This window comes from Hymenobacter humi (assembly GCF_042665855.1).
Classification (GTDB): Bacteria; Bacteroidota; Bacteroidia; order Cytophagales; family Hymenobacteraceae; genus Hymenobacter; species Hymenobacter humi.
Window position 1 is genome coordinate 1590692 of sequence record NZ_JBHTEK010000001.1, and the last position, 20339, is coordinate 1611030.

At 61.9% G+C, this 20339-nt stretch carries 25 protein-coding genes, 1 tRNA gene and 1 pseudogene; 15 read left to right on the forward strand and 12 right to left on the reverse strand.

Annotated features, from left to right (window positions below):
- The first annotated feature begins 7 nt into the window (after positions 1-7).
- Complete coding sequence (locus tag ACFQT0_RS09025; RefSeq protein ID WP_380202097.1) at positions 8-559, forward strand: hypothetical protein; 552 nt, start codon at positions 8-10, stop codon at positions 557-559.
- Positions 560-614: 55 nt separating this feature from the next.
- Here ACFQT0_RS09025 and ACFQT0_RS09030 read toward each other — a convergent pair whose 3' ends face one another.
- Together ACFQT0_RS09030 and ACFQT0_RS09035 are read right to left on the reverse strand one after the other, a co-directional pair.
- On the reverse strand, positions 615-1913 hold the full coding sequence (locus tag ACFQT0_RS09030) for a T9SS type B sorting domain-containing protein (RefSeq protein ID WP_380205956.1): 1299 nt from the start codon (positions 1911-1913) through the stop codon (positions 615-617).
- Positions 1907-2536 carry a hypothetical protein gene (locus tag ACFQT0_RS09035; RefSeq protein WP_380202099.1) on the reverse strand — a complete coding sequence of 210 codons (630 nt, stop codon included), beginning with the start codon at positions 2534-2536 and terminating at the stop codon, positions 1907-1909. The genes ACFQT0_RS09030 and ACFQT0_RS09035 overlap by 7 nt, the downstream gene beginning before the upstream one ends.
- 471 nt (positions 2537-3007) lie before the next feature.
- On the opposite strand from ACFQT0_RS09035, the gene ACFQT0_RS09040 reads away from it, so the two are divergent.
- Positions 3008-3586: a type 1 glutamine amidotransferase domain-containing protein gene (locus ACFQT0_RS09040; protein ID WP_380202101.1), complete on the forward strand. Its 579-nt coding sequence runs from the start codon at positions 3008-3010 to the stop codon at positions 3584-3586.
- Between the two features lie 335 nt (positions 3587-3921).
- Here ACFQT0_RS09040 and ACFQT0_RS09045 read toward each other — a convergent pair whose 3' ends face one another.
- The 3 genes from ACFQT0_RS09045 to ACFQT0_RS09055 form a co-directional block, all read right to left on the reverse strand.
- Positions 3922-4431: a DUF6992 family protein gene (locus ACFQT0_RS09045; RefSeq protein ID WP_380202103.1), complete on the reverse strand. Its 510-nt coding sequence runs from the start codon at positions 4429-4431 to the stop codon at positions 3922-3924.
- Between the two features lie 81 nt (positions 4432-4512).
- Entirely contained in the window at positions 4513-5226 is a 714-nt protein-coding gene (locus ACFQT0_RS09050; protein WP_380202105.1) for a porin family protein, read from the reverse strand.
- Between the two features lie 219 nt (positions 5227-5445).
- Positions 5446-6126, reverse strand: a complete 681-nt coding sequence (locus ACFQT0_RS09055) for a porin family protein (protein ID WP_380202107.1) — start codon at positions 6124-6126, stop codon at positions 5446-5448.
- Between the two features lie 191 nt (positions 6127-6317).
- On the opposite strand from ACFQT0_RS09055, the gene ACFQT0_RS09060 reads away from it, so the two are divergent.
- From ACFQT0_RS09060 to ACFQT0_RS09100, 9 genes and pseudogenes are all read left to right on the forward strand, one after another.
- Positions 6318-6392: transfer RNA gene (locus ACFQT0_RS09060), tRNA-Val, on the forward strand.
- A gap of 408 nt (positions 6393-6800) precedes the next feature.
- Entirely contained in the window at positions 6801-8537 is a 1737-nt protein-coding gene (locus ACFQT0_RS09065) for a hydroxysqualene dehydroxylase (RefSeq protein WP_380202109.1), read from the forward strand.
- 11 nt (positions 8538-8548) lie between these two features.
- Positions 8549-8884 (forward strand): hypothetical protein, encoded by a 336-nt coding sequence (locus ACFQT0_RS09070; RefSeq protein WP_380202111.1) that lies wholly within the window; start codon positions 8549-8551, stop codon positions 8882-8884.
- Positions 8790-9224 (forward strand): DUF6989 domain-containing protein, encoded by a 435-nt coding sequence (locus ACFQT0_RS09075; protein ID WP_380202113.1) that lies wholly within the window; start codon positions 8790-8792, stop codon positions 9222-9224. Before ACFQT0_RS09070 ends, ACFQT0_RS09075 begins: the two co-directional genes overlap by 95 nt.
- A 2-nt stretch (positions 9225-9226) precedes the next feature.
- A complete protein-coding gene (locus ACFQT0_RS09080; RefSeq protein WP_380202115.1) occupies positions 9227-9721 on the forward strand; it encodes a hypothetical protein in 495 nt (164 codons plus the stop codon).
- Positions 9688-10125, forward strand: coding sequence for a hypothetical protein (locus tag ACFQT0_RS09085; RefSeq protein ID WP_380202117.1), 438 nt, complete (start codon positions 9688-9690; stop codon positions 10123-10125). The genes ACFQT0_RS09080 and ACFQT0_RS09085 overlap by 34 nt, the downstream gene beginning before the upstream one ends.
- A 4-nt stretch (positions 10126-10129) precedes the next feature.
- Complete coding sequence (locus ACFQT0_RS09090; protein WP_380202119.1) at positions 10130-10408, forward strand: hypothetical protein; 279 nt, start codon at positions 10130-10132, stop codon at positions 10406-10408.
- Positions 10399-10647: a sensor histidine kinase gene (locus ACFQT0_RS09095; protein ID WP_380202121.1), complete on the forward strand. Its 249-nt coding sequence runs from the start codon at positions 10399-10401 to the stop codon at positions 10645-10647. Before ACFQT0_RS09090 ends, ACFQT0_RS09095 begins: the two co-directional genes overlap by 10 nt.
- Before the next feature lie 94 nt (positions 10648-10741).
- Positions 10742-11647: pseudogene (locus ACFQT0_RS09100) on the forward strand (histone deacetylase family protein).
- A 186-nt stretch (positions 11648-11833) separates the two neighbouring features.
- On the opposite strand, the gene ACFQT0_RS09105 reads toward ACFQT0_RS09100, so the two are convergent.
- The 6 genes from ACFQT0_RS09105 to ACFQT0_RS09130 all read right to left on the reverse strand — a co-directional run bounded on the left by ACFQT0_RS09105 (position 11834) and on the right by ACFQT0_RS09130 (position 15282).
- On the reverse strand, positions 11834-12433 hold the full coding sequence (locus ACFQT0_RS09105) for a methyltransferase domain-containing protein (protein ID WP_380202123.1): 600 nt from the start codon (positions 12431-12433) through the stop codon (positions 11834-11836).
- Entirely contained in the window at positions 12352-12579 is a 228-nt protein-coding gene (locus tag ACFQT0_RS09110; protein ID WP_380202125.1) for a hypothetical protein, read from the reverse strand. Before ACFQT0_RS09110 ends, ACFQT0_RS09105 begins: the two co-directional genes overlap by 82 nt.
- Before the next feature lie 101 nt (positions 12580-12680).
- On the reverse strand, positions 12681-13034 hold the full coding sequence (locus tag ACFQT0_RS09115) for a 3-oxoacyl-[acyl-carrier-protein] synthase III C-terminal domain-containing protein (RefSeq protein ID WP_380202127.1): 354 nt from the start codon (positions 13032-13034) through the stop codon (positions 12681-12683).
- Positions 12998-13516: a hypothetical protein gene (locus tag ACFQT0_RS09120; RefSeq protein ID WP_380202129.1), complete on the reverse strand. Its 519-nt coding sequence runs from the start codon at positions 13514-13516 to the stop codon at positions 12998-13000. Before ACFQT0_RS09120 ends, ACFQT0_RS09115 begins: the two co-directional genes overlap by 37 nt.
- A gap of 642 nt (positions 13517-14158) precedes the next feature.
- Entirely contained in the window at positions 14159-14770 is a 612-nt protein-coding gene (locus tag ACFQT0_RS09125) for a hypothetical protein (RefSeq protein ID WP_380202131.1), read from the reverse strand.
- Positions 14767-15282 (reverse strand): NAD(P)/FAD-dependent oxidoreductase, encoded by a 516-nt coding sequence (locus tag ACFQT0_RS09130; protein WP_380202133.1) that lies wholly within the window; start codon positions 15280-15282, stop codon positions 14767-14769. Before ACFQT0_RS09130 ends, ACFQT0_RS09125 begins: the two co-directional genes overlap by 4 nt.
- A 391-nt stretch (positions 15283-15673) precedes the next feature.
- Here ACFQT0_RS09130 and ACFQT0_RS09135 point away from each other — a divergent pair, with 391 nt between their 5' ends.
- On the forward strand, positions 15674-15841 hold the full coding sequence (locus tag ACFQT0_RS09135) for a T9SS type A sorting domain-containing protein (RefSeq protein WP_380205957.1): 168 nt from the start codon (positions 15674-15676) through the stop codon (positions 15839-15841).
- 282 nt (positions 15842-16123) lie between these two features.
- On the opposite strand, the gene ACFQT0_RS09140 is transcribed toward ACFQT0_RS09135, so the two are convergent.
- Positions 16124-17209 (reverse strand): flavin-containing monooxygenase, encoded by a 1086-nt coding sequence (locus ACFQT0_RS09140; RefSeq protein WP_380202135.1) that lies wholly within the window; start codon positions 17207-17209, stop codon positions 16124-16126.
- 496 nt (positions 17210-17705) lie between these two features.
- Here ACFQT0_RS09140 and ACFQT0_RS09145 point away from each other — a divergent pair, with 496 nt between their 5' ends.
- From ACFQT0_RS09145 to ACFQT0_RS09155, 3 genes are all read left to right on the forward strand, one after another.
- Positions 17706-18587: a DNA/RNA non-specific endonuclease gene (locus tag ACFQT0_RS09145; RefSeq protein ID WP_380202137.1), complete on the forward strand. Its 882-nt coding sequence runs from the start codon at positions 17706-17708 to the stop codon at positions 18585-18587.
- Positions 18588-19150: 563 nt separating this feature from the next.
- Positions 19151-19777, forward strand: a complete 627-nt coding sequence (locus ACFQT0_RS09150) for an amino acid--tRNA ligase-related protein (protein WP_380202139.1) — start codon at positions 19151-19153, stop codon at positions 19775-19777.
- Positions 19774-20196 (forward strand): amino acid--tRNA ligase-related protein, encoded by a 423-nt coding sequence (locus ACFQT0_RS09155; protein ID WP_380202141.1) that lies wholly within the window; start codon positions 19774-19776, stop codon positions 20194-20196. Before ACFQT0_RS09150 ends, ACFQT0_RS09155 begins: the two co-directional genes overlap by 4 nt.
- Positions 20197-20339: the final 143 nt, after the last annotated feature.

Here is a 20339-nt window from a genome sequence, read left to right on the forward strand (position 1 = left end):
TGCCGTTATGCAAAAGCGCTACGAAGTATTGGCTGGTTTACCTCCCTATGGGCCCATGGCCGTCTCCGTCCCACAGGGCGAGTACGAGGATGGTTCGGAAGGATATGTAGTTCGGTTTTACCAGCCGGATGGCAGTAGTTGGGTGGCCAATTTTGCGCCCGGCTTGTCAAATTTTAGCATGGTGCTTGATTACCCTGACACGGACAGAACAATTGTCATTGCTAGTGGGGAAGGCTACGTGATGGCTGTAGACCAGGAAAAGCCACTATCTACTTTTGGGGGCGCTGTAAAGTCTGTCTTCGCAACAGGGCACGGCGAAGTGGCGCTTGTTGATGACCTGTGCGTGGTGGTTGTCAGCTCAACCGGGGAATTATGGCAATCGGAAAGGATTGCATGGGATGGGATTAAAGACGTGGTAATCTCCGGCCGCAAGCTTATGGGATGGGCCTATGACCCCACGGACAGCATCCGGGAATGGAAGTCTTTTGCCATTGATTTAGACACGAAAGAAGTATGGGGTGGTAGCTACAATACAAAAAACTGGTTTCAGCTGGATTGAGTAGAGAACAACCAATGTGCACGCTTGAACTTGAACCGCATGCTGGCTTACTTCCCTACGGAATCACCTCCACCCAACCCTTGAACTTGCGGCCGTCGGTGTAGCGCACCAAGTAGTAGTAGGTGCCGGCCGCGCCCGCGCCGCCCCAGCGGAAGCCCCGGTCAGCGGACTGGTACACCTGCTGGCCCCAGCGCGAGAAGATTTTGATGTCGGCAAACCGGCGGTCACAGAAATCGACCGGCAGGTCGGGCATCGTGAAATAGTCGTTGCGGGTGTCGCCGTTGGGTGTGATGATGTTCGGCGGCCGGAACGCCACGGTGTCTTCCCGGGGCGCTACCTCAAACCGAATCACCCGTTCCTGCGGCAGCGGCACGCAGGGGCCCGTCTCTACCAGCCGAAACCGGACAATGAGCCCGGCCGCGGAGGCCGCGGCCGTCGCCGCGTCGCAGTTCGGCTCCCAGGTAAACGTGCCCGTGGCCTGGCCGGCGCCGTTCTGGGCTGTAAACTTCATGTTCATGCCCGCCAGGTCGAAGTTGTCGCCAGCGGCGCTCAGGGCCAGGGCATGGCGGTCAGCATCGGTGCCGGCGAGGGTGGCGGTGTATTTCTGGCCGAGCACCACACGCACCACGGCCGGCGTGGTGGGCGGCACCGGAGGCGGCGGGAAAGTACTGGTGAGCACGGGCGCGGCATTGGGCGGCTGCGTGGCCGTGAAGGCCACGCGCACGGTGTCGCGCCGGGGCAGGCTGCAGCCGTTGTCGGCCACGATGACGTCGAGCAGATACACCTTGCCCTTGGTGTCGGCGCACTCGGGGAAGCACAGCGTGGCGGTGAGGGTATCGGGGGCGCCGGCCGCGCGCACGGTGCCGCTGCGCACCGTGGTGAAGGTAGGCGCGGGGTCGGTGAAATTGACCGCGCTGGTGCTCATGGTAAGCACCGAGTTCGGGTCGGGGTCGGTGTAGCGAATGGTCAGGCAGCGGTTGCCGCCGGGCACCAGGCGCAGGGTGTCGCGGCCGGGCAGGTAGGCGGCCCGGTTACCCGTGGCGCTCACCTGCAGCTGGGGCGCCCTATTGGTGGGGCAGTTGAGCACATAGAGCTGGAAGTCGCGCCGCGTTTCCCCGATTTTCACGCCGCGCCGGTACTCCGAGCAGCGCACCCCAAACACGAACAAGCCCAGGCTGCTGGGCCGCACCGTGAGCCGGCCGGTGCGGGCATCGATGCCCAGGGCCGGGCTGCCCGGAATCTGGTTGGTGGTGCCCAGGCCGGTGTTCCAGGTGATGGGGCTGTAGGGCGCGGGCGCCGCCTGCGTTACCAGCGGCACGGCGGCCGTGGTGTGGCCGTTGAGCGGCGTCACCATGTCGTAGGCCAGCGAGTCGCCGTCGGGGTCCTGCCCGCCAAAGTCGTAGTAAAACAGCTCGTCCCGGCAGGCGTAGTCGCCCAGCGGCGGGAAGATGCGCGGGGTGGAGTCGATGAACGCGGCGCCGTTGCGCACCACGGCCGGAAACTCGAGGTAAAGGCCTGGGCCGCCGCGCCGGGCGCCACAATGTTGCTGATGGTGACGTTGCGGCAGCAGCGCTCCACGGCCACGTAGTAGCCCTGGGGGCTGTTGTAGGTGTTGCCGGCTAGCACAATGTCGGCGGTGTATACCAGCTTGCGGGTGCTCAGCGAGCCCACCGCGCAGGCCGGGTTGGTGTAGCTGACGAAGGTGTTGTTCGTGTTTTCCAGCACCACGTTGGCCATGCGCTGGCTGTTGGCTTTGGCAAAAATGCTGGCCGTGAGCCGGGGGTCGAGGGCGCCGGGGTCCCCGTTGATGCCGTCGAAATAGAGGTTGAGCGAGAGCGTGTAGACGTTGCCGGACTTGTACCGCAGTTCGAGCTCGCCGCCCACAATGTGCGTGGCCGACGCCGCCAGCGGGGCCAGCAGCACCAGCACCAGCAGGCACAGACGAGAAGTAAGCAGAGCTGGCCAAATACGCTTCATAGCTAGTAAGATAGCCGGAAAAAGAAAATTTTACCTTGCAGTCCAGCTCAATTCAAAAATATAAATTGAGCCGGGCTGCAAGGTAATCGGGCGGGCGTGAAGCCAGGGTGTCGCTTAGCTGCTGCCGGTGGTCGTGGTCGGCTTCCTGCAGTGCTGGTGGGAAGTGAGGCTACCGTTCTCATAGTCGCAGCCCGGGAAGCTGCTCGTGGAGCCTCCGCCGCAACGCGCCGCTGGCAAGGCAAAGCATGAAAGATGGGCGCACAACGAGTTAGGGAAAGGCGAAATGCAGATTGCACCACCTGCGCAGCCACGCCCTCAGGTTCTCCGGCCCCGAACGGCCGCCCGTGGTGCAGCTGCGCAGCGCCGCCGGCGCGCTTCTTCGGCCGTTTATTTAAGAACGAAAGGGACTGAGCAGCGTAAAGCAACACGGCCGGGTATATCCTCGGCCGTTACTTTTCCACCATCCTACCGATGAGTATCTTCAGCAACGACAAACTCGCAGGCAAGAAAATTGCCATCATTGCCACCGACGGATTCGAGCAATCCGAGCTCGACGAACCCAAGAAATACCTGGAAGACGAAGGCGCCAAAACCTACGTCATCTCCCTCAAAAGTGGCTCCATCCGGGGCTGGGACGGCCCGGCCAAAGACTGGGGCACCGAAGTACACGTCGACAAAGTCATTGACGACGCCAAACCGTCCGATTACGACGCGCTGGTGCTGCCCGGCGGCCAGATGAACCCCGACGTGCTCCGCACCAACCAGGACGTGGTCGAGTTCGTCCGCGAATTTGTCCGGGCCGGGAAAGTAATTGCCGCCATCTGCCACGGTCCCTGGACGCTCATCGAAGCCGACGCCGTGCGCGGCCGCCGCGTAACCAGGCGGCCCAGCCTGCAAACCGACCTGGTGAACGCCGGCGCCTTCTGGGAAGACTCGGAAGTGGTGTGCGACAAAGGCATCATCACCAGCCGCAAGCCCGATGATATCCCCGCCTTCAACAAGAAAATTGTGGAAGAGATGCTCGAGCCCCAGCACAGCGGCCGCAAGTAGAACTCCCGCTATCGTGGCCAGGAGGCGAGAGGGAATGTTCCTTCGCTGGTTAAAAACCAGCCCAACTACGCGACCCGCTTTTATTGAAAAAGCCCCGCTCGAAGCCGAGCGGGGCTTTTTGCTGTTGGCTCAACTTGCTAAGTAGTCCGTCATAAGTAACCGTACTCACATAAGGCCGTCATGCTGAGCGCAGTCGAAGCATCTCGCGTGCAGCAGTAATCAAGATGATTGCAACGAAGCGAGCGAGATGCTTCGACTGCGCTCAGCATGACCTTCAATAAAGTACGGTTATGTATGCTCGAGTATTTAAAAGGTTTTTGTGTCCGCGCTATCCATCACGCCAATAGCGGCAGCCAGCCTTGCCCTTGCCCGTGCAGCAGGGCCCACATCACGGCGTCGAACAGCAGCAGAAACCCGCCCTGCACCCACAGCGAGCGGCCAAAGCCCAGCAGCCGCACCGGCTTGAGCTGAGCGGGCTGCCGGGCCAGCGCCCGCAGGTAAAAGCCGGTCATGATGTAAGCCACATCGAGCCCGGTGTTGAACAGGAACAGGTTTTCGTTGAGCAGCTGCGCCTGGACCAAATCGGCCAGGCGCAGCCCGGCGGGCGCCGTGAAGTGCAGGTGCAGAATGCCCCAGCAGGCCAGCCCGGCATTGACGAGGCCCCAGCCCACGTTCATGCCGTGGAAATAATACGGCTCGTAGCGGCGGTCGGCGCGGGACACAAAGTAGCCGCTGCCCACCAGATTGAGCAGGGCCCACGCCGAGAGCACCGCCAGGCCCCGGCCCACCAGCAGCTCGCTGGCCAGGAAAAGCGGCCCAATGTCAAGAGAAGTAGTGAGAGGCATAGCGGCGCACAGGCAAAAGGGAAAGCAGCAAAAAAGGAGGCTGTCGGACCTCCTTTTGTGAGCAGAAATATCGAAGTTGAGCTACTTCCGGATGCCGATGCCGAGGTACACCTGAAAAGTCTGGTTGTGGATGTCGCTGTCGGAAATGCCGTTGGCAAACAGGGCGGTGTTGTTGTAGCGCACCACGGTGCCGTCTTTGTAAATCTTGCCCAGGCCCAGGTCGTAGCGCACCCCGAGGCGGGCGGGGCCCAGGCGGGCCTCGGCGCCGGCGATGGCGCCGTAGTCGAGGCTGTTGTAGCCGTTGGCTTTCAGGTCGAGGTCTTCGTCGCCGCTTTTCACTTTGGTCAGCAGCGACACCTGCGGGCCGAGGTGAAAGCTCAGGGTTTCGGTGATGTTGCCTACGAACAGCACGGGCAGCTCCAGGTAGTCGAGGCGGTTGTCGCGGGCAGCCACGGTGCTGGTGGTGCCGCCCGTGGTCACGGTGGCCTGGTCGGTCTGGAAGCCCTTGCGGATGTACAGCAGCTCCACCTGCACCGAGGCGAAATTGTTGAACCCCGCCTGGGCGTACACGCCGGCGTTGAAGGCGCTGAGCGAGTTGCTGTTGGGGAAAATGCCCGAGCCGCTGCCCTTCAGGTCCGACACGTTGTAGCCGCCCTTGATGCCGAAGCCCGTGTTGCCCGATTCGGTGCCGTTCTCGCCGTTGCCGTAGTCTTTCGACGACAACGCACCGCCCTGGGCGTGGGCTGCCGACGCCGTGCTCACGGCCAGCAGCAGGAATAGTAGGGTCTGTTTCATGAGTGAAAACTACGTTAGAAATTGCCGTTGCCGAGGGCCCGCAGCGGGAGGGCCCACGGGCGTCAGGGCTTGGTTTTAATACTTGCTCAGCTCCGGAAAGTTTACTGATATTGTCCGAATTTCGGAGCGCTGCTGGCCCGGCTCAACTTCCGGAAAAGCAAAAAGGAGGCCCAGCGGGCCTCCTTTTTACGGAGTGGAAATGGGAAGGAAGGAAAAGGCTTATTGGGTAAAACCGATGCCCAGGTACACCTGAACGAGGTTGTTGTAGATTTTGCTGTTGCCGAACTGCGCGGCCACCACGCCGGTCTGGCTGGGGCCGTCTTCGAAGATTTTGCCCAGGCCCAGGTTGTAGCGGGCGCCGAGGCGGGCCGGGCCGATGCGGGCTTCGAGGCCGGCTACGCCGCCAAAGTCGAGGGAGTTGAAGCCGTTGGCCGAAATGTCCAGGTTGCGGCTGTCCTGCCGGAGGTTGGTGAGCAGCGATACCTGCGGGCCCACGTGGAAGCTGATGGTTTCGGTGACGTTGCCCACGAACATGATGGGCACCGAGAGGTAGTCCATGCGGTACGCTTGCCGGGCCGAGGCCGGGCCGGTGTTGGCCTCGAAGCCCTGGCGCGAGTACAGCAGCTCCGACTGGATGGAGGCGAATTCGTTGAAGCCAAACTGGCCGTATACGCCGGCGTGAAAATCGCTGCGCGACTTCCGGTCGATGCCCGCGATGTCGTCGCCGCGCAGGCTGCTGATATTGTAGCCGCCTTTGAAGCCAAAGCCGGTGTTGCGCGAGTCGGTAACGCCGCCGCCCGTGTAGTCTTTAGAAGAGAGGCTGCCACCGGGCCGGGCCTGGGCAAATGCTGCCGAAGAGGAGACCATGGCAAGCAGTAAAAACAGAAGAGTCTTTTTCATGCGTGAAAGAAAGTGAGGTAAATGAGCCCTACGGCTGGGGTAAAATTGCTATTCCCGTTTGCCACTATACTTTACCGCGGCTAGAAGGTTGCCCGGCGCTGCGGGGTGGGCTAAAAAATGCCCGGTGCCGCTGCAAGGGGGCCACGGCGCATTACCTTTGGAGCGGTTGCGGCCCGTCCGTAGCCCTTTCCGGGGTGTTAGCTCAGTTGGTTCAGAGCGCCACCCTGACACGGTGGAGGTCGTTGGTTCGAGCCCAATACGCCTCACAAAAAGCCCTCTCTCTGTTTTCAGAGAGAGGGCTTTTTTACTGGGCCGCGCGGGGTGGTTTCGGAAAGAGTTTCTATTGTTTGGGAGCGAGTTGAGCTAAAAGGACCACCGCTGCGGGGGCTGCTGCCGAAGTATGCTCAAGGGGCGGGTGGCCGCTTCAGAATGCAATTTTCAAAATGCTCCGATACCGCTCACATAGCCAATCAGGCCCCAGTAAGGCCATTTTAAGTTATGGGCATCTAAATTATTTCGTAATAAGAATATAAATTATGTTATTCTTGAGCTAATTTCAACCCCCAACCATTTCGTTGGGCATTTAAACCGGTTTCTATGGATTCGACTTCTTCTCGCGTTATCAAAGTTGCCGTATTGGGAGGGGGAGTAGCGGGCATGAGTGCGGCGCACGAGTGGCCGAGCGCGGCTTTTCCGTCGACGTGTACGAACGCCAGCCCCACTACGTGGGCGGCAAAGCGCGCTCGGTGGATGTCCCCAAATTGCGCAAGGACAACCGGCCCGACCTGCCGGGCGAACACGGCTTTCGGTTTTTCCCGGGCTTCTACAAGCACGTGACCGATACCATGAAGCGCATCCCCTACGGCATCAACAAGCAGGGCGTGTTCGACAACCTGGTGCCCTCGGAGCGGGCCATGCTGGCGCGGTTTGACAAGCCGCCCCTGCAAACCCTGGTCAACTTCCCCAAAAACCTGGCCGACTTCGAGACTATTTTGGAAGACCTGACTGCGGGCGGTCAAACGGGCTTGACGGAAAAGGACAAAAAGCTGTTTGCCCACAGCCTCTGGCGTATCCTAACCTCAAGCTACGAACGCCGGCAGCAGGTATACGAGCGCCAAAACTGGTGGGATTTCATGCAAACCGACGAGCAGCGCGCGGTCGACAACGTGCCGAAAGGACAGTTATCCCCCTATGAAATCTACTGCGTAGGGGGCCTGACGCACTCCCTGGTGGCGGCCCAGCCCCGACTGATGAGCGTGAAGACCGGCGGCGACATCCTGCTGCAACTGCTGCTGCTCATGGCCAGCCCAGGAGCCCACACCGACCGCGTCCTCAACGGCCCAACTAATGAAGTGTGGCTCAATCCGTGGCTTACGCACCTCACCACCACCCTGGGCGTGCGCTACCACCAGCAGCGGTTTGTGACGCGCATGATTTGCGACCCCAAAACGCGACGAGTCACGGCGGCATATGTACGCGCCAACGAGGGCGACGTAGAAGAGCGCATCGAAGCTGACTATTATGTATGCGCCATGCCTTTGGAGCGCATGGCTCAGCTCCTCGACAAAAGCCCTAGCCTAGTGAAGGCCGACGGGACGCTGCGTTTTATTCAACGGCTGGCGGCGCCAAAGCAGAAATCTCTCAACTGGATGAACGGCATCCAGTTCTACCTCAACCAAGACGTACCGCACCCCCGCGGTCACATTATCTGCCTGGATTCGCCTTGGGCGGTGACCGGGATTTCGCAGGCCCAGTTCTGGCCGCAGCATCCCTTGTCAGGCTATGGCGACGGCACGGTGAAGGGTATCATTTCGGTGGACGTGAGCGACTGGTTTGCGAAAGGACTCAACAACAAAAGTGCTGCCGATTGTACCAAGGAGGAGATAGTAGAGGAAGTGTGGGCGCAGTTGAAGAAGAGTCTCAAGCTGGCCAGCGGCGAATGCTTGTTGACCGATGAAATGCTCAAGGATTATTACATAGATTCCGACATCGAGTGCGAAACCAACCAGCCCAAGCACCCGCTCCCCCAAAACCCTTTTAAGTCAAACCACAACACCGAGCCGCTGCTGGTGAACACGGCCAACTCGTGGAGCCTGCGGCCAAACAGCTTCTGCAACATCGAGAACCTGTTTCTGGCTTCCGATTACGTGCGCACCAACACCGACCTGGCCACCATGGAAGGTGCCAACGAAGCCGCCCGCCGGGCCGTGAACGGCATCATTACCGCCAGCGGCAGCGGCGCGCCGCTCTGCAAAATCTGGCCCCTGCACGAGCCCGACATCCTGGCCGTGCTGCGCTGGGAAGACCGCCGCCGCTTCGCCAAGGGCCTGCCCTGGTCCAGCGAGCCTGAGCTGGGCGGGCCGGCTGCTGCACGAGGCCAACCACCTGTACCACCGATTTTTGGGAGTTAAGTAGGCCCGCTATGCCCAGTTCTACGCTTGCCCTTTCGTCATTTCGCTACCGCACGCCCTTCATGCTGGGCATGATGGCGCTGGGCATTGCCCTGCTCATTCACGACAGCCGCACGCACCTGGGCTGGGTTTCGGCGGCCCGCTGGAGCTACGGGCTGTTTGCGGGCTACGCGCTGTATGCCGCCCTGGCCCGCGACGGGCTGGTGGCGCGGCTACTGGGTTTTGCCCTGGTGGCGGGCCTGGCCGAGCCTGGTGTCCGATGCTTACCTGGTGGACGTGACCAACACCCTGCTCTACCCCGTGCGCGAAGCCATGCTCTGGCATTCGCCGCTGTACATGCCCTTTAGCTGGGCCGTGGTACTCACCCAGATTGGGTACCTGGGCTGGCTGCTGATGGGGCGGCTCCCGGCCTGGGTGGTGGGGCTGCTGCTGGTGCCCGCGAGCGGCATCCTCATTCCGCTGTATGAAAATTGGGCCATTCACGCGGGGTGGTGGGGCTACCAGGCCCCCGACTGGTGGGGCGTACCGCGCTACATTTACCTGGCCGAAGCCCTGCTGATGCTGCCCGTGCCCGCCCTGCTGCAGCTGGCCCTGGGGCGCGGCGGGCGCTGGGTGCCGCTGGCCGGGCTGCTGGAGGGCGCGGCCATGCTGCTGGCCTGCTTCGTCGCCTTCACCATTGCCGGGTAGCCATGTTCGCCAACATCACCGAGTACTTCATTCCCGCCGGCTTTGCGGGCAGCCTCGACCTGCGGCGGCAGGTGCGCATCATCATCAACACCGTGCTGCTGACGAGCTTGTTCTCGCTCAACTTCCTGGTGCTGTGCTGGTGGGCTGATTTTCAGCCGGGCATCTACGTGCTGCTGTTCGGGGTCATCAGCTTTGTGCTGCTGCCGTTCGGCTACCGCGCCGGGTGGTATTCGCACGTCGTGCTCGGCTATTTGTTCCTGTTCATCGGCTACCTCACCGTGGTGGTGAACTCGGTGTACCAGGGCGGCTACTATGCCCCCACTACCTCGTGGCTGGCGCTGTGCGGCGTGACGGGCTCGTTTCTGCTGGGCCGCTGGGCGGGGCTGATTTTCTTCGGCCTGGGCCTGGCCACGGCCGTGACCTTTGGGTGCTGGAGCAGCAACACTACGTATTTCCGAGCCTGGTGCCGGCCGACAAGGCCCCGTTCTGGAACTTAGACATTCTGGCCGGGCTCATGCTGATTTTGCTGGTGGTGGCGCTGGTGTTCGATAACATCAACACCAACACCCTGCGCGTCATCAGCGCGCAAAACGTCCTGCTCTCGGAGCGCACCGCCCAGGCTCGAGCAGTCGCTGACCGACCTGCGCGCTACCCAGGCCCAGCCTGGTGCAGCGCGAGAAGATGGCCAGCCTGGGCGAGCTCACGGCTGGCGTGGCCCACGAAATCCAAAATCCGCTCAATTTCGTCAACAACTTCGCCGAAGTCTCCGCCGAGCCTGGCGGCTGAAATCAAAGAAGCGCAAGCAGCCGGCGACGCGGCCGAGGTGATTGCCCTGGCCGATGATTTGGAAAAACCTGGGCAAAATCCAGCACCACGGGCGGCGGGCGGCGGGCATTGTTAGGGGCATGCTCGAGCACAGCCGCACCAGCGCGGGCGAGCGCCAACCAACCGACCTGAACAGCCTCTGCGAAGAATACCTGCGCCTGGCCTACCACGGCCTGCGTGCCAAAGACAAAAGCTTCAACGCCCAGCTCAACACGGATTTCACGGCCGACTTACCGAAGGTGACTGTGGTGGGCCCGGACCTGGGCCGGGTGCTGCTCAACTTGTTTAATAATGCCTTTTACGCCGTTCGCCAGCGCCAGCAGCAGGGGAGGCCGACTACCGGCCCCTTGTGGAGGTGAACACGCGCCTGGTCAATCGGCACGTGCACATCCAGGTGCGCGACAATGGCACGGGCATGAGCCCCGCCATCGAAAGCAAGATTTTCCAGCCCTTCTTCACCACCAAGCCCACAGGCGAAGGCACGGGATTGGGCCTGTCGCTCTCGCACGACATCATCGCCCAGGGCCACGGCGGCACGCTCGCCGTCGAAAGCCAGGAAGGGCAGGGCACGACTTTCTTAATCCAGCTGCCGGCGTAGCGTGCCCAGCTTACAATTGCAGACTAAGCTGGCTTATCGGCTGGAAAGAAGCAGGCCGCTGCAGACCGCCGGGCCGTTCAGCTGTTTGTAGGATATGCTTCCCATCGTCTTCGCGCCCAACTACGCCCACCCGCTGCCGGACGGCCACCGCTTTCCGATGCTCAAATACGAGCCTGCTGCCCGAGCAGCTCCTGCGCGAAGGCACCGCCACCGCGGCCGATTTCTTTGTGGCCACGTCGCCACCGGACGCCGATATCCTGCTGGTGCACGACGCCGACTACTTCGAGCGACTGCGCCTGGGTCAGCTCACGCGGCAGGAGGAGCGGGCCACGGGCTTCCCGTGGTCGGCGGCGCTGTTTGAGCGCGAAATCACCATTCTCGGCGGCACCATCGAGGCGGCGCGGCTGGCGCTGGCGCACGGCGTGGCGTTCAACATTGCGGGCGGCACCCACCACGCGTTTCGGGCACGCGGCGAAGGCTTTGCCTGCTGAACGACCAGGCCGCGGCCGCTGCGTGGCTGCTGGCGCACGTACCCAGCGTGCGGAAAGTGCTAATCGTGGACCTCGACGTTCACCAGGGCAACGGCACGGCGGCCATTTTCCAGCACGAGCCGCGGGTGTTCACCTTCTCCATGCACGGGGCCCGCAACTACCCCGCCCGCAAAGAAGCCTCCGACCTCGACCTCCCCTGCCCGATGGCACCAACGACGCCCAGTACCTGCAGCTGCTGGGCCACACACTGCCGCGCCTGCTCGACGAGGTACAACCCAACTTCGTGTTTTACCTGGCGGGCGTCGACGTGCTGGCCACCGACAAATTGGGCCACCTCGCCCTCACCCGCGCCGGCTGCCGGCAGCGCGATGAGCCTGGTGCTCGGCCTGTGCCACCGCCACCGCTTGCCCGTGGTGGTGTGCATGGGCGGCGGCTACTCCGAACGCATCGCCGACATCGTAGAAGCCCACGCCAATACCTTTCGGGTAGCCTCGGGATTATGGGGCTAAGGCAGAACGAAAAAACTCCCCTCCTTTTTTAAGGAGGGGATGTTCGCGCTTCAGCGCGAACGGGGTGGTTGCACTCGTTGAACGATGGATGAACGACTTCTGGCAGAACAGCGCAGTAGTTAATGTTCGCCCCTCGTTCAACGACTCAACCACCCCAGTTGCCGCGGGCGCGGCAACATCCCCTCCTTAAAAAAGGAGGGGAGTTTTTCGTTCCGCTACTTCTCCTGGCCGCCAACAATCACCACCTGCCAGCGAAAGGCCCAGCGCCAGCGCAGGCTCGTAGCGCTTAATACCGGCCTGAGCCAGCAACTCCACCCAGTCCTGCCGGCGGAAGGCCCGCGCGACGGAGAGTGGCGCGTCGTGCTTCACCAAGTAGGAGCCGCCCAGCAGCCGCGTGAGCCACTTGATGCTGTAGTAGGCCAGCCAATGCCGGTGCAGGTCGTTGATGACGACGGCTACCCGCGCCTGCCGCTGCCATTGCTGGAGCAGCGGCACCAATTCCTCGTTGGTAAAGTGGTGGCAAAACAGGCTGCACGTGAGCACATCGTAGGGCTCGGCCTGAAATTCCGGGGAGAAGATATCAAAACGCCGGTAGCTGGTTTCGGGGTAGTCCACGCTTTTGGCCGTGGCGTAGTCGAGCATGAATTGGTTGGCATCAATCCCGGTTAGCTCAACGGCAATGCGGTGCTTGCGGGCCCAGCGGGCTATGTGGCGCAGGGTGTCGCCGCCGCCGCTGCCCAGGTCGGCCAGGCGCAGGGGGCGGCCGCTGGGAAACCGGGCGCGCAACCTGGCCAGGGCGTTGAGCACGGGCGCATAGCCCCCAGCCAGGTGTTGATGGTTTCGAGCTCGTTGAGGTTCTGGCGCAGGGCGTCGGTGGCCAGCGTCAGGTCGTCCATCAGCTCGGGGCCGGAAGCGCGGGCGGTGAAATCCAAGGCGAAATAGAGCTAGGCCGTGACCGCCGATTCTTTGGCCTTGCCGGCCACGGCGGCGGGCACGGCCTGGTGCACCACTTCGAGCAGCATGGCTTCCATGGTCAGCCCGGGCCCGAAAGCGAAGCTGAGCACCGGCGCGCCGTGGTCGGCGGGGAGGAGTGGGCCAGTACGTCGCGCAGCACAAACAGCACCGTAGCCGACGACATGTTGCCGTAGTCGCGCAGCACGCGGTAGGCGTGGCGGTTGTCGTCGCGGCTCAGGCCTAGCTCAACTTCAATGGTTTCGAGAATCTTGCGGCCTCCCGGGTGAATAGCAAAGTGGCGGATGTCGGCCAGCTGCACGGGCAGGCTTTCCAGCAGCCCGTCGGTGAGGTGCCGGATGCCGCGCTGAATCAGCTTGGGTACGTAGCTGGACAAGGTCATCTCAAACCCGAAGTCGTTGATGTGCCACGCCATGTCGTCGTGCCCGTCGGGCTCCAGTCCGCAGTGGAAGGCCTGCAGCGCCAGGCTGGGCGCGCCGTTGGGCAGGGCTCGGCCTGCACCAGGCAGGTCGCCGCGCCATCGCCAAACAGCGCGTTGCTGATGAGGTGGTCTTCCTCCGGGCTTTTCTGAAAATGCAGGGTGCACAGCTCCACGCTCACGATGAGCACGCGGGCGTTGGCATCGGCCAGGCAGAAGGCATCGGCCAGCTTCACGGCGTTGACGGCGGCGTAGCAGCCCATGAAATTCACGCAGGTGCGGCGCACATCAGACCGTAAGCCCAGGGCCTGCACCAGCTCAATATCCAGCCCCGGCGCATACATGCCCGTGCAGCTCACCGTGACGAGGTGCGTGATGCTGGCCGGGGCCACGTCGGGCACCTGGCGCAGGCAGTCGCGCACGGCTTCGGTGGCCAGGGGCAGGGCCTCGCGGCGGTACACGGCCATGCGCTGCCCCACGCTCGGAAAGGGCTCCAGCGTGGGCGTGTTCGGGAAAAAGTGAAGTCGCCATTTGTTCGGCCGTAGTCGGGCACTACCGAGTAGCGGTGCTCAATGCCCGACACCCGGTACAGCGCCCGCAGCTTGCGCGCGTCGTTGTCGCCAAAGGCCAGCGCCTGCGCCATAAAATCGGCGATTTGCGGCTGGGCAATGCGATGAACGGGATTAGCAGTGCCGATAGCACCTAAATAACTCGGCATTCGGGGAATGGATTACTTGTTTCAGGAATAGGCCGATAATCGAGTATCGATGTTGGTGAATGTACGGCGGGCCAGTTCATCCACCCGGTTATCTACGGTATAACAAACGTTTTTGCGCTTTGCTTAGATAAAATATCGCCAACAACATTCTGGCGTTGGGGCAGCGCCAGGTTTATCACGAAACCATGATGCGGTGGAACCTCACCCCCGGCCCCTCTCCAAAAGAGACGGGAGCCTGACGTTCATCCAATAAAAAAGCCCCAACTCAATTGAGCTGGGGCTTTTTATTAAAATTGAGCTAACACTTGTGCCGTGGCTCCCCTCTCTTTTGGAGAGGGGCCGGGGGTGAGGTTCCCCGGAGCAGTTCCGCCCGGCAGAACGCCCGGCAACGCGAGAAATCAGCTCAACTTAAAACTCCTGGCCGTGCGTGCGGCGCATCAGCGCCTGCACGGCCCCGGGCCAGTGCCGCAGCCCGCCCACCACCAGGCTCGCTGAGCACGGGCCCGCCAAACAGCCGCTGCACCGCCCGCCCTACCCGCAGCCGCGTGCCAAACCGGTCGCGCCACGCTTGGCCATACGCCGCCTCCATACCGGCCCGCGTGGTGCTGCCGCTGAGGAAATCGTGGGCCGCCGCCGCGGCCAGGGCCGCGCCGTGCAGCGCCATGGCCATGCCGTTGCCGCAGAGCGGCGTGATAAGGCCGGCCGCATCGCCGCACATGAGCACGTGCTGCTCCACGGGCTGCTTGGGCGCAAAGGATATTTCGTTGATGACTTCGGGCTGCGGGTAGAGCACTTCGGCCGAGCTCAGAATCTCGCGCAGCCGCGGGTTGCGGGCCAGTACTGCCTGCTCCATGGCCGGGATGGTGCCGTGCTGGCGCAGGTTTTGGCGGGTGGTGAGGTAGCAGAAGCACAGCTTGTCTTCCTCGATAGCCGAGATGCCCGCGTAGCCGTCGGCGAAGTTGTGCAGGGCTATCAGGTCGCGCGGAAAGCCCGGCAGGCGTAAGTGATATTTCACGCCGAGGTAGGGCGAGCGCTGGGAGAAAACGTGCGCTGCAGTTGCCGGTCGAGGTTGGCGCGCTTGCCGTAGGTGCCCAGCACCACGCGGGCCGTGAGCTCGCGGCCGTCGGCCAGGGCCACGCGGTGCTGGTCAGTGGCGGGGTCGTAGGCTACGTCCGTCACCGTGTTTTTCAAGTAAAACGTGACGCCCCGCGCCTGGGCCAGCCGGTATAGAAAATCATCCAGCGCAAAGCGGCTCACCCCAAACCCGCCCAAATCGAGCGGCGCCGTGAGGCAGCGCCCGCCCGGCGACGAGAGCAGGAAGGTGTTGATGGCCGCCGGGGCCAGCGCGGCAGGGTCGGCGCCGAGGCGGCGCAGGTAGGGCAGCACCTCGTTGCTCACGTACTCGCCGCACACTTTGTGGAAGGGGTAGTGCTTACGCTCGACCACCGCCACCTGGTGCCCGCGGCCGGCCAGGTCCAGGGCCGCGGCCAGGCCGGCCAGCCCGCCGCCTATCATCAAAATATCCACTTATCCGGCGAAAAAATGAAAACAATCGTGGGCAAAATACCGTAATTTATTGACGTTTTTGTATATTGCAGTAGGGGTAGCAAAAAGCCGGTCGTATCTTTGCCAACTTAAATTAACGCTTGTCGTTAACCTGTTTATACTCTTCTCTCTTCTGCCGCACACCTAATTCGTACTATGATGCAACGCTTACTTTTACCACTGCTATTATTTATCTGCTTTAGCCTCAGCTTTGGGCCGCTGTTGAACACCCTGCCGGCCGCATCGGCTGCAGCGGTAGCCCGCCCCATACCACAGCCCAAGCCCGGCGACGACAAGACCCTGCTCGTGTACCCCAACCCGAGCACCGGTATCGTGCACCTGACCATCAATAACCTGCAGGGTAAAAGTAGAGCTGAGCGTGCTCAACGTCATCGGCTCGGTGATGTACCGCGAAACGCTGACGGAGATGAACGACCGGTACACCAAAATGCTCGACCTAAGCAAGTTTGCCAACGGCTTGTACTACGTGCGCCTCGAGGCCGACAACACCAGCCAGATTTGCAAATTGGTGATTCGCTAACCCGTTCGCCTACAGCTTTGACCAATAAAAAAAGCAGCTTTCGGGCTGCTTTTTTGTTGGATGAAGGGCAAGAATTACTTCTTCACGCGAACGGGTACGGCAGCAAGTTCTTTTTCTCATTTGCGGCCGTGTTGAGTGCGACAATAACGGTGGCCATGGACAGGCCAAGCATCAGAATAAGCATAAAGTCTAACGGAAATTCGGGTTGATGAAAAGCGGCTCCTTTCCGGGAGTTGCATCTGCGTATTCAACCCGCAAATACCCGGCCGGGTTTCAACAACATTAGGGCATTCTGAGCAGTGCGGCCACTACACGCCGGGCATCGGCCCCGGCACCGTTGAGCAGGGCCGAGCGGCGGCTGTCGAGCCAGTTCAGCCCCAGAAAGGCCACGCCGGGCGCTTCCGTCAGGCCGCGGTGGTGCCGGGGGCTGCCGTCGGGCTCCAGAATGGGCAGGTCGAGCCAGGCATAGTCGGGCCGGTAGCCAGTGGCCCACACCACGGCATCGAGCGGCGGCGTGGCCGCCCGGCGCCCCCGAATGCCGCCCGAAGGCAGCGCCGCCTCGGCCCGGCCGATAAACTGGACATTAGAAAACCGGCGCAGCCGGGCCAGGTCGCCGCTCACCACCGGCTCGGGGCTGCGGAACATCTTGCGGCCCAGCGCCGTGTGGCGCGACACGCCCAGCAGCCGCGTCAGCATCAAAAAGGCCCACATAAACTGGTTGTTGGGCATGGCAGGCGTTTGCTCGTCGAAGGCCACAAGCACCGGCCGGCCAGTGGCGGCCACGTCGGCCGCGATTTGCAGGGCCGAGTTGCCGCTGCCCACCACCGCCACCGGGCCCGTGCCGGGCAGTTGGGCGGGACGCTGGTAGTCGCGGCTGGGCAGTTGAGCTACCTGCGCCGGTAGCTGCGAGGCCCACGCGGGAATGTTGGGCGTGGTGTAGGGGCCCGTGGCCACTATCACGCGTTGGGCTGCGTAGGTGCGACCGGCTTTCGTGTGCACCAGGTAACCAGCTCGGTCCGGCGCGGCGGTCACTCGGATTACCCGTTGGTTGAGCTCGAGCGGGAAGTGGAAGTGCGCGGCGTAGTCGCGCAGGTACGCTGCAGTTTCGTCGCGGGTGGGGTAGCGCAGCGGGTTGCCGGGCCAGGGCCGGCCCGGCAACCCGCTCACCCAGGCCGGCGAAAACAGCCGCAGCGAATCGTAGCGGGCGCTCCAGGCGGCCCCGGCGGCGGGAGCAGCATCGAGTACCCGAAAATCAACCCCATGCTTCTGTAAATAATATGCCGCAGCCAGCCCTGCCTGGCCCGCGCCAATCACCACCGTATTGGTGCGGATGAGCGGAGTAATCGGGATGGAAAGCGGTTCAGTCATGCAAAGGGCAGCCACTTGCTCGGCGGTGGCGCGCACCTGGGATACTTGCCCAGAAGGCAGATAAGCGCTTAAATAGCCGAATGTTTGGTGATGTGAGGGACCGCAGCTTGCGCGGTCCCAGGGCTGTTGCTTGCGGCAACAAGTGGCAAGGTAGCCATTGCAGCCGGCAGCTTGCAGCCGCTCGGGGTGCCATGCGGGGCTGCAAGCTGCTGGGCTTCTGTGCCTGGTTTGACTTAAATAAACCAAGCCCTTCTGCCAGGCTCGGTGTTGCTGGCGGGAGGGTTCGAATACACCCCGTGCGTAGACAGGCCACCCTGACCTGCTCAGATAAGCTCAACAGCAAAGGCGTAGAAAGAAAGCTGTAAAAACACATAATGTTGTTGAAATATTAATTGGCGGCTTCTTAGCATAACCGTAACATTGCTCTAACAGTGAGACAATTCCAGCGGAGGACTTTTGTGGTTACTGTACCCATTCACCATTCCCACATTCTTGTATGAAGCTAACTTTTACCCGCCTCGGCAGCCTCGCGCTGCTCGCGGCCCTGGCTACTTCTTGTTCCAAAGAAGAGCTGACCACTCCTGCCAACCCCACCGCGGCGGTGGTGAGCCAAGACGCTACCCGCGATAGCAACCTGGCCATGGGCAACCCCAGCGGCGCCACGGCCGACGTTGCCAACTACACCAACTACCTGATGACCAAGACGCAGTACACCCTGTCGTACCATCGCGACAAGGGCAAGGCCAACTGGGTGAGCTGGCACTTGAGCAGCGCCTGGCTGGGCAGCACGCCCCGTCAGGACAATTTCTCTTCGGATGCTACCCTGCCCACGGGCTGGTTCCGGGCCACGAGCACCAGCTACACGGGTTCGGGCTTTGACCGCGGCCACGTGTGCCCCTCAGCCGACCGCACCGGCTCCGTGGCCGACAACTCGGCCACGTTCTTGATGACCAACATGATGCCCCAGGCCCCCGTCAACAACCAGCAAACCTGGGCCGGGCTCGAAAACTACGCCCGCACCCTGGTGGGCCAGGGCTACGAGTGCTACATCATTGCCGGCAGCTACGGCAGCGGCGGCACGGGCTCGAACGGCTATGCCACCACCATTGCCAGCGGCAAAATCACCGTGCCCAGCAACTGCTGGAAAGTACTGGTGGTGCTGCCCGAAGGCAGCTCCGACGCCAGCCGCGTGACCACCAGCACGCGCGTAATCGCCGTGAACATGCCCAACAACAACTCCATCGGCACGGCCTGGGGCGCTTACCGCACCACGGTGGATGCCATCGAGTCGGCCACGGGCTACAACATCCTCTCGGCCGTGTCGAGCACGGTGCAGGCCACCATCGAGTCGAAAGTCGACACCGGCCCCACCAGCTGATTGATGCCGCGTTAGCGGCGGCCTGCTCCGCTGGATAAAAAAGCCCGTGACCCCTGGCTGGGAGTCACGGGCTTTTAATTGCCTGATAATTGGGGCGCTACTAAAAAGCGCGGATTGTAGCGGAATAAAGAGCCAAAGTTACGGCTCAAAGCAGATTCGGCGCAATCGGTCAAAAAAGCTTAAAAAAAGATTTTCAACCATTTGACTCAATAAATCCCGGCTATCTCCCTGCAATCGCAGAAAACCCAGCCCATGATATTTTGCCAAAAAAGAGCGCAACAAAAAGGTAACATTGCCGATGAATTACGGCCCGTAATGATTCCGTAATTTTGCATCGTGCTTCAACCCAAACATACGTTGATGAAGCGCGGGACCCTGCTCAACAGTGGCCCGCGAGAGGACCAAAAGGTCTTCGCTGCCGCCGGTTTTACCGATTTCTCTTCCGTTTTTTCTGGTTGTTGCCCCGCCGCCGTTTCGTGATTCGAAACGGTTTTTTTATGTCCAATCGGGTCGGTTGGCCCCGCCAACTCTCAACTCTTTTAACGCCCACACAAAAGAAAGTTATGGACACCAACACCCTCAGCCCCACCGTGGCCGCAGCCACCCTGTCTTCGTCGTCGGCCCACGCGGGCAACCGCAACCTGAGCACCGACCCCAAGCGGATGGCGGTAATCAAGGTATGGGACGCCATGATGCGCGGCGCCCGCAAGTACTGCGAGCAGGAAGGCTTCGTGACCGTGCATAACATGCCCCATATCGTGGGCGTGACCGGCGCGTGCGAAAACACCGACACCCTGTTTACCCTGGACTGGTACGACGGCAAGAAGATGTTCCTGCCCCAGTCGAACCAGCTCTACATCGAGATGCTGACCCAGGCCGTGGAAGGCGGCCGCGTGTGCGGCGAAATCCAGAGCTTCCGCAAGGAGCTGAACGCCGACAACCGCCGCTTGGCGCAGTTCACCTTGTTCGAAATTGAGCACCTCGGCGACCTCGACGAGCCTGCTGGGCCACCTGAGCGGCATCGTGCGCACCGCCGCCAACGAAGTAGCCACCAAGTGCGCCAAGGAGCTGGCCCTGTTCGGCCGCAACGCCGAAGACCTAGTGGACCTCACCTTCAAGCGCATGACCTACGCCGACGCCATCGAGCGGCTCAAGCCAGAAGGCTTCCCCGACCTGCAGTGGGGCGATGACCTGGGCGCCGAAGAAGAAGGCCGCCTCACCGAGCCTGGAAGGCCCCATCTTCATCACGCACTACCCGGCCGACATCAAGTTCTTCAACATGCGCAACAACGACGAGGACCCCCGCGTGGTGAACTCCTCCGACCTGCTGCTGCCGCTGTCGGGCGAGTCGGCTGGTTCGGCCGAGCGCGAGTTCGACGGCGCCAAGCTGCGCCACAAGCTGGAAACCAGCTCGATGCTGGCCGGCCTCATCCGCCAGGGCATGAAGCTGGAAGACTTCGAGTGGTACCTGAGCTTCCACGAGGAGCACGACGTAAAGCTGCACTCCGGTGCCGGCGTGGGCATGGCCCGCGTGGCCCAGTTCATCCTCGGCCAGACCGACATCCGCGAGTGCGTGCCCTTCCTGATTAACCGCGACAACGTAATTTAAGGGAACCAATAGCTGGTGCGCCAGCCGAACATCACCCGCAGCGGTCCTTGGGCAGTTGTGGGTGATAGTTCGTTTCTTTTAACCAAGAAAAGCTATGAAACTCGGCGCCATTACGTTACAAAATTCCGTTTGCCTGGCCACCG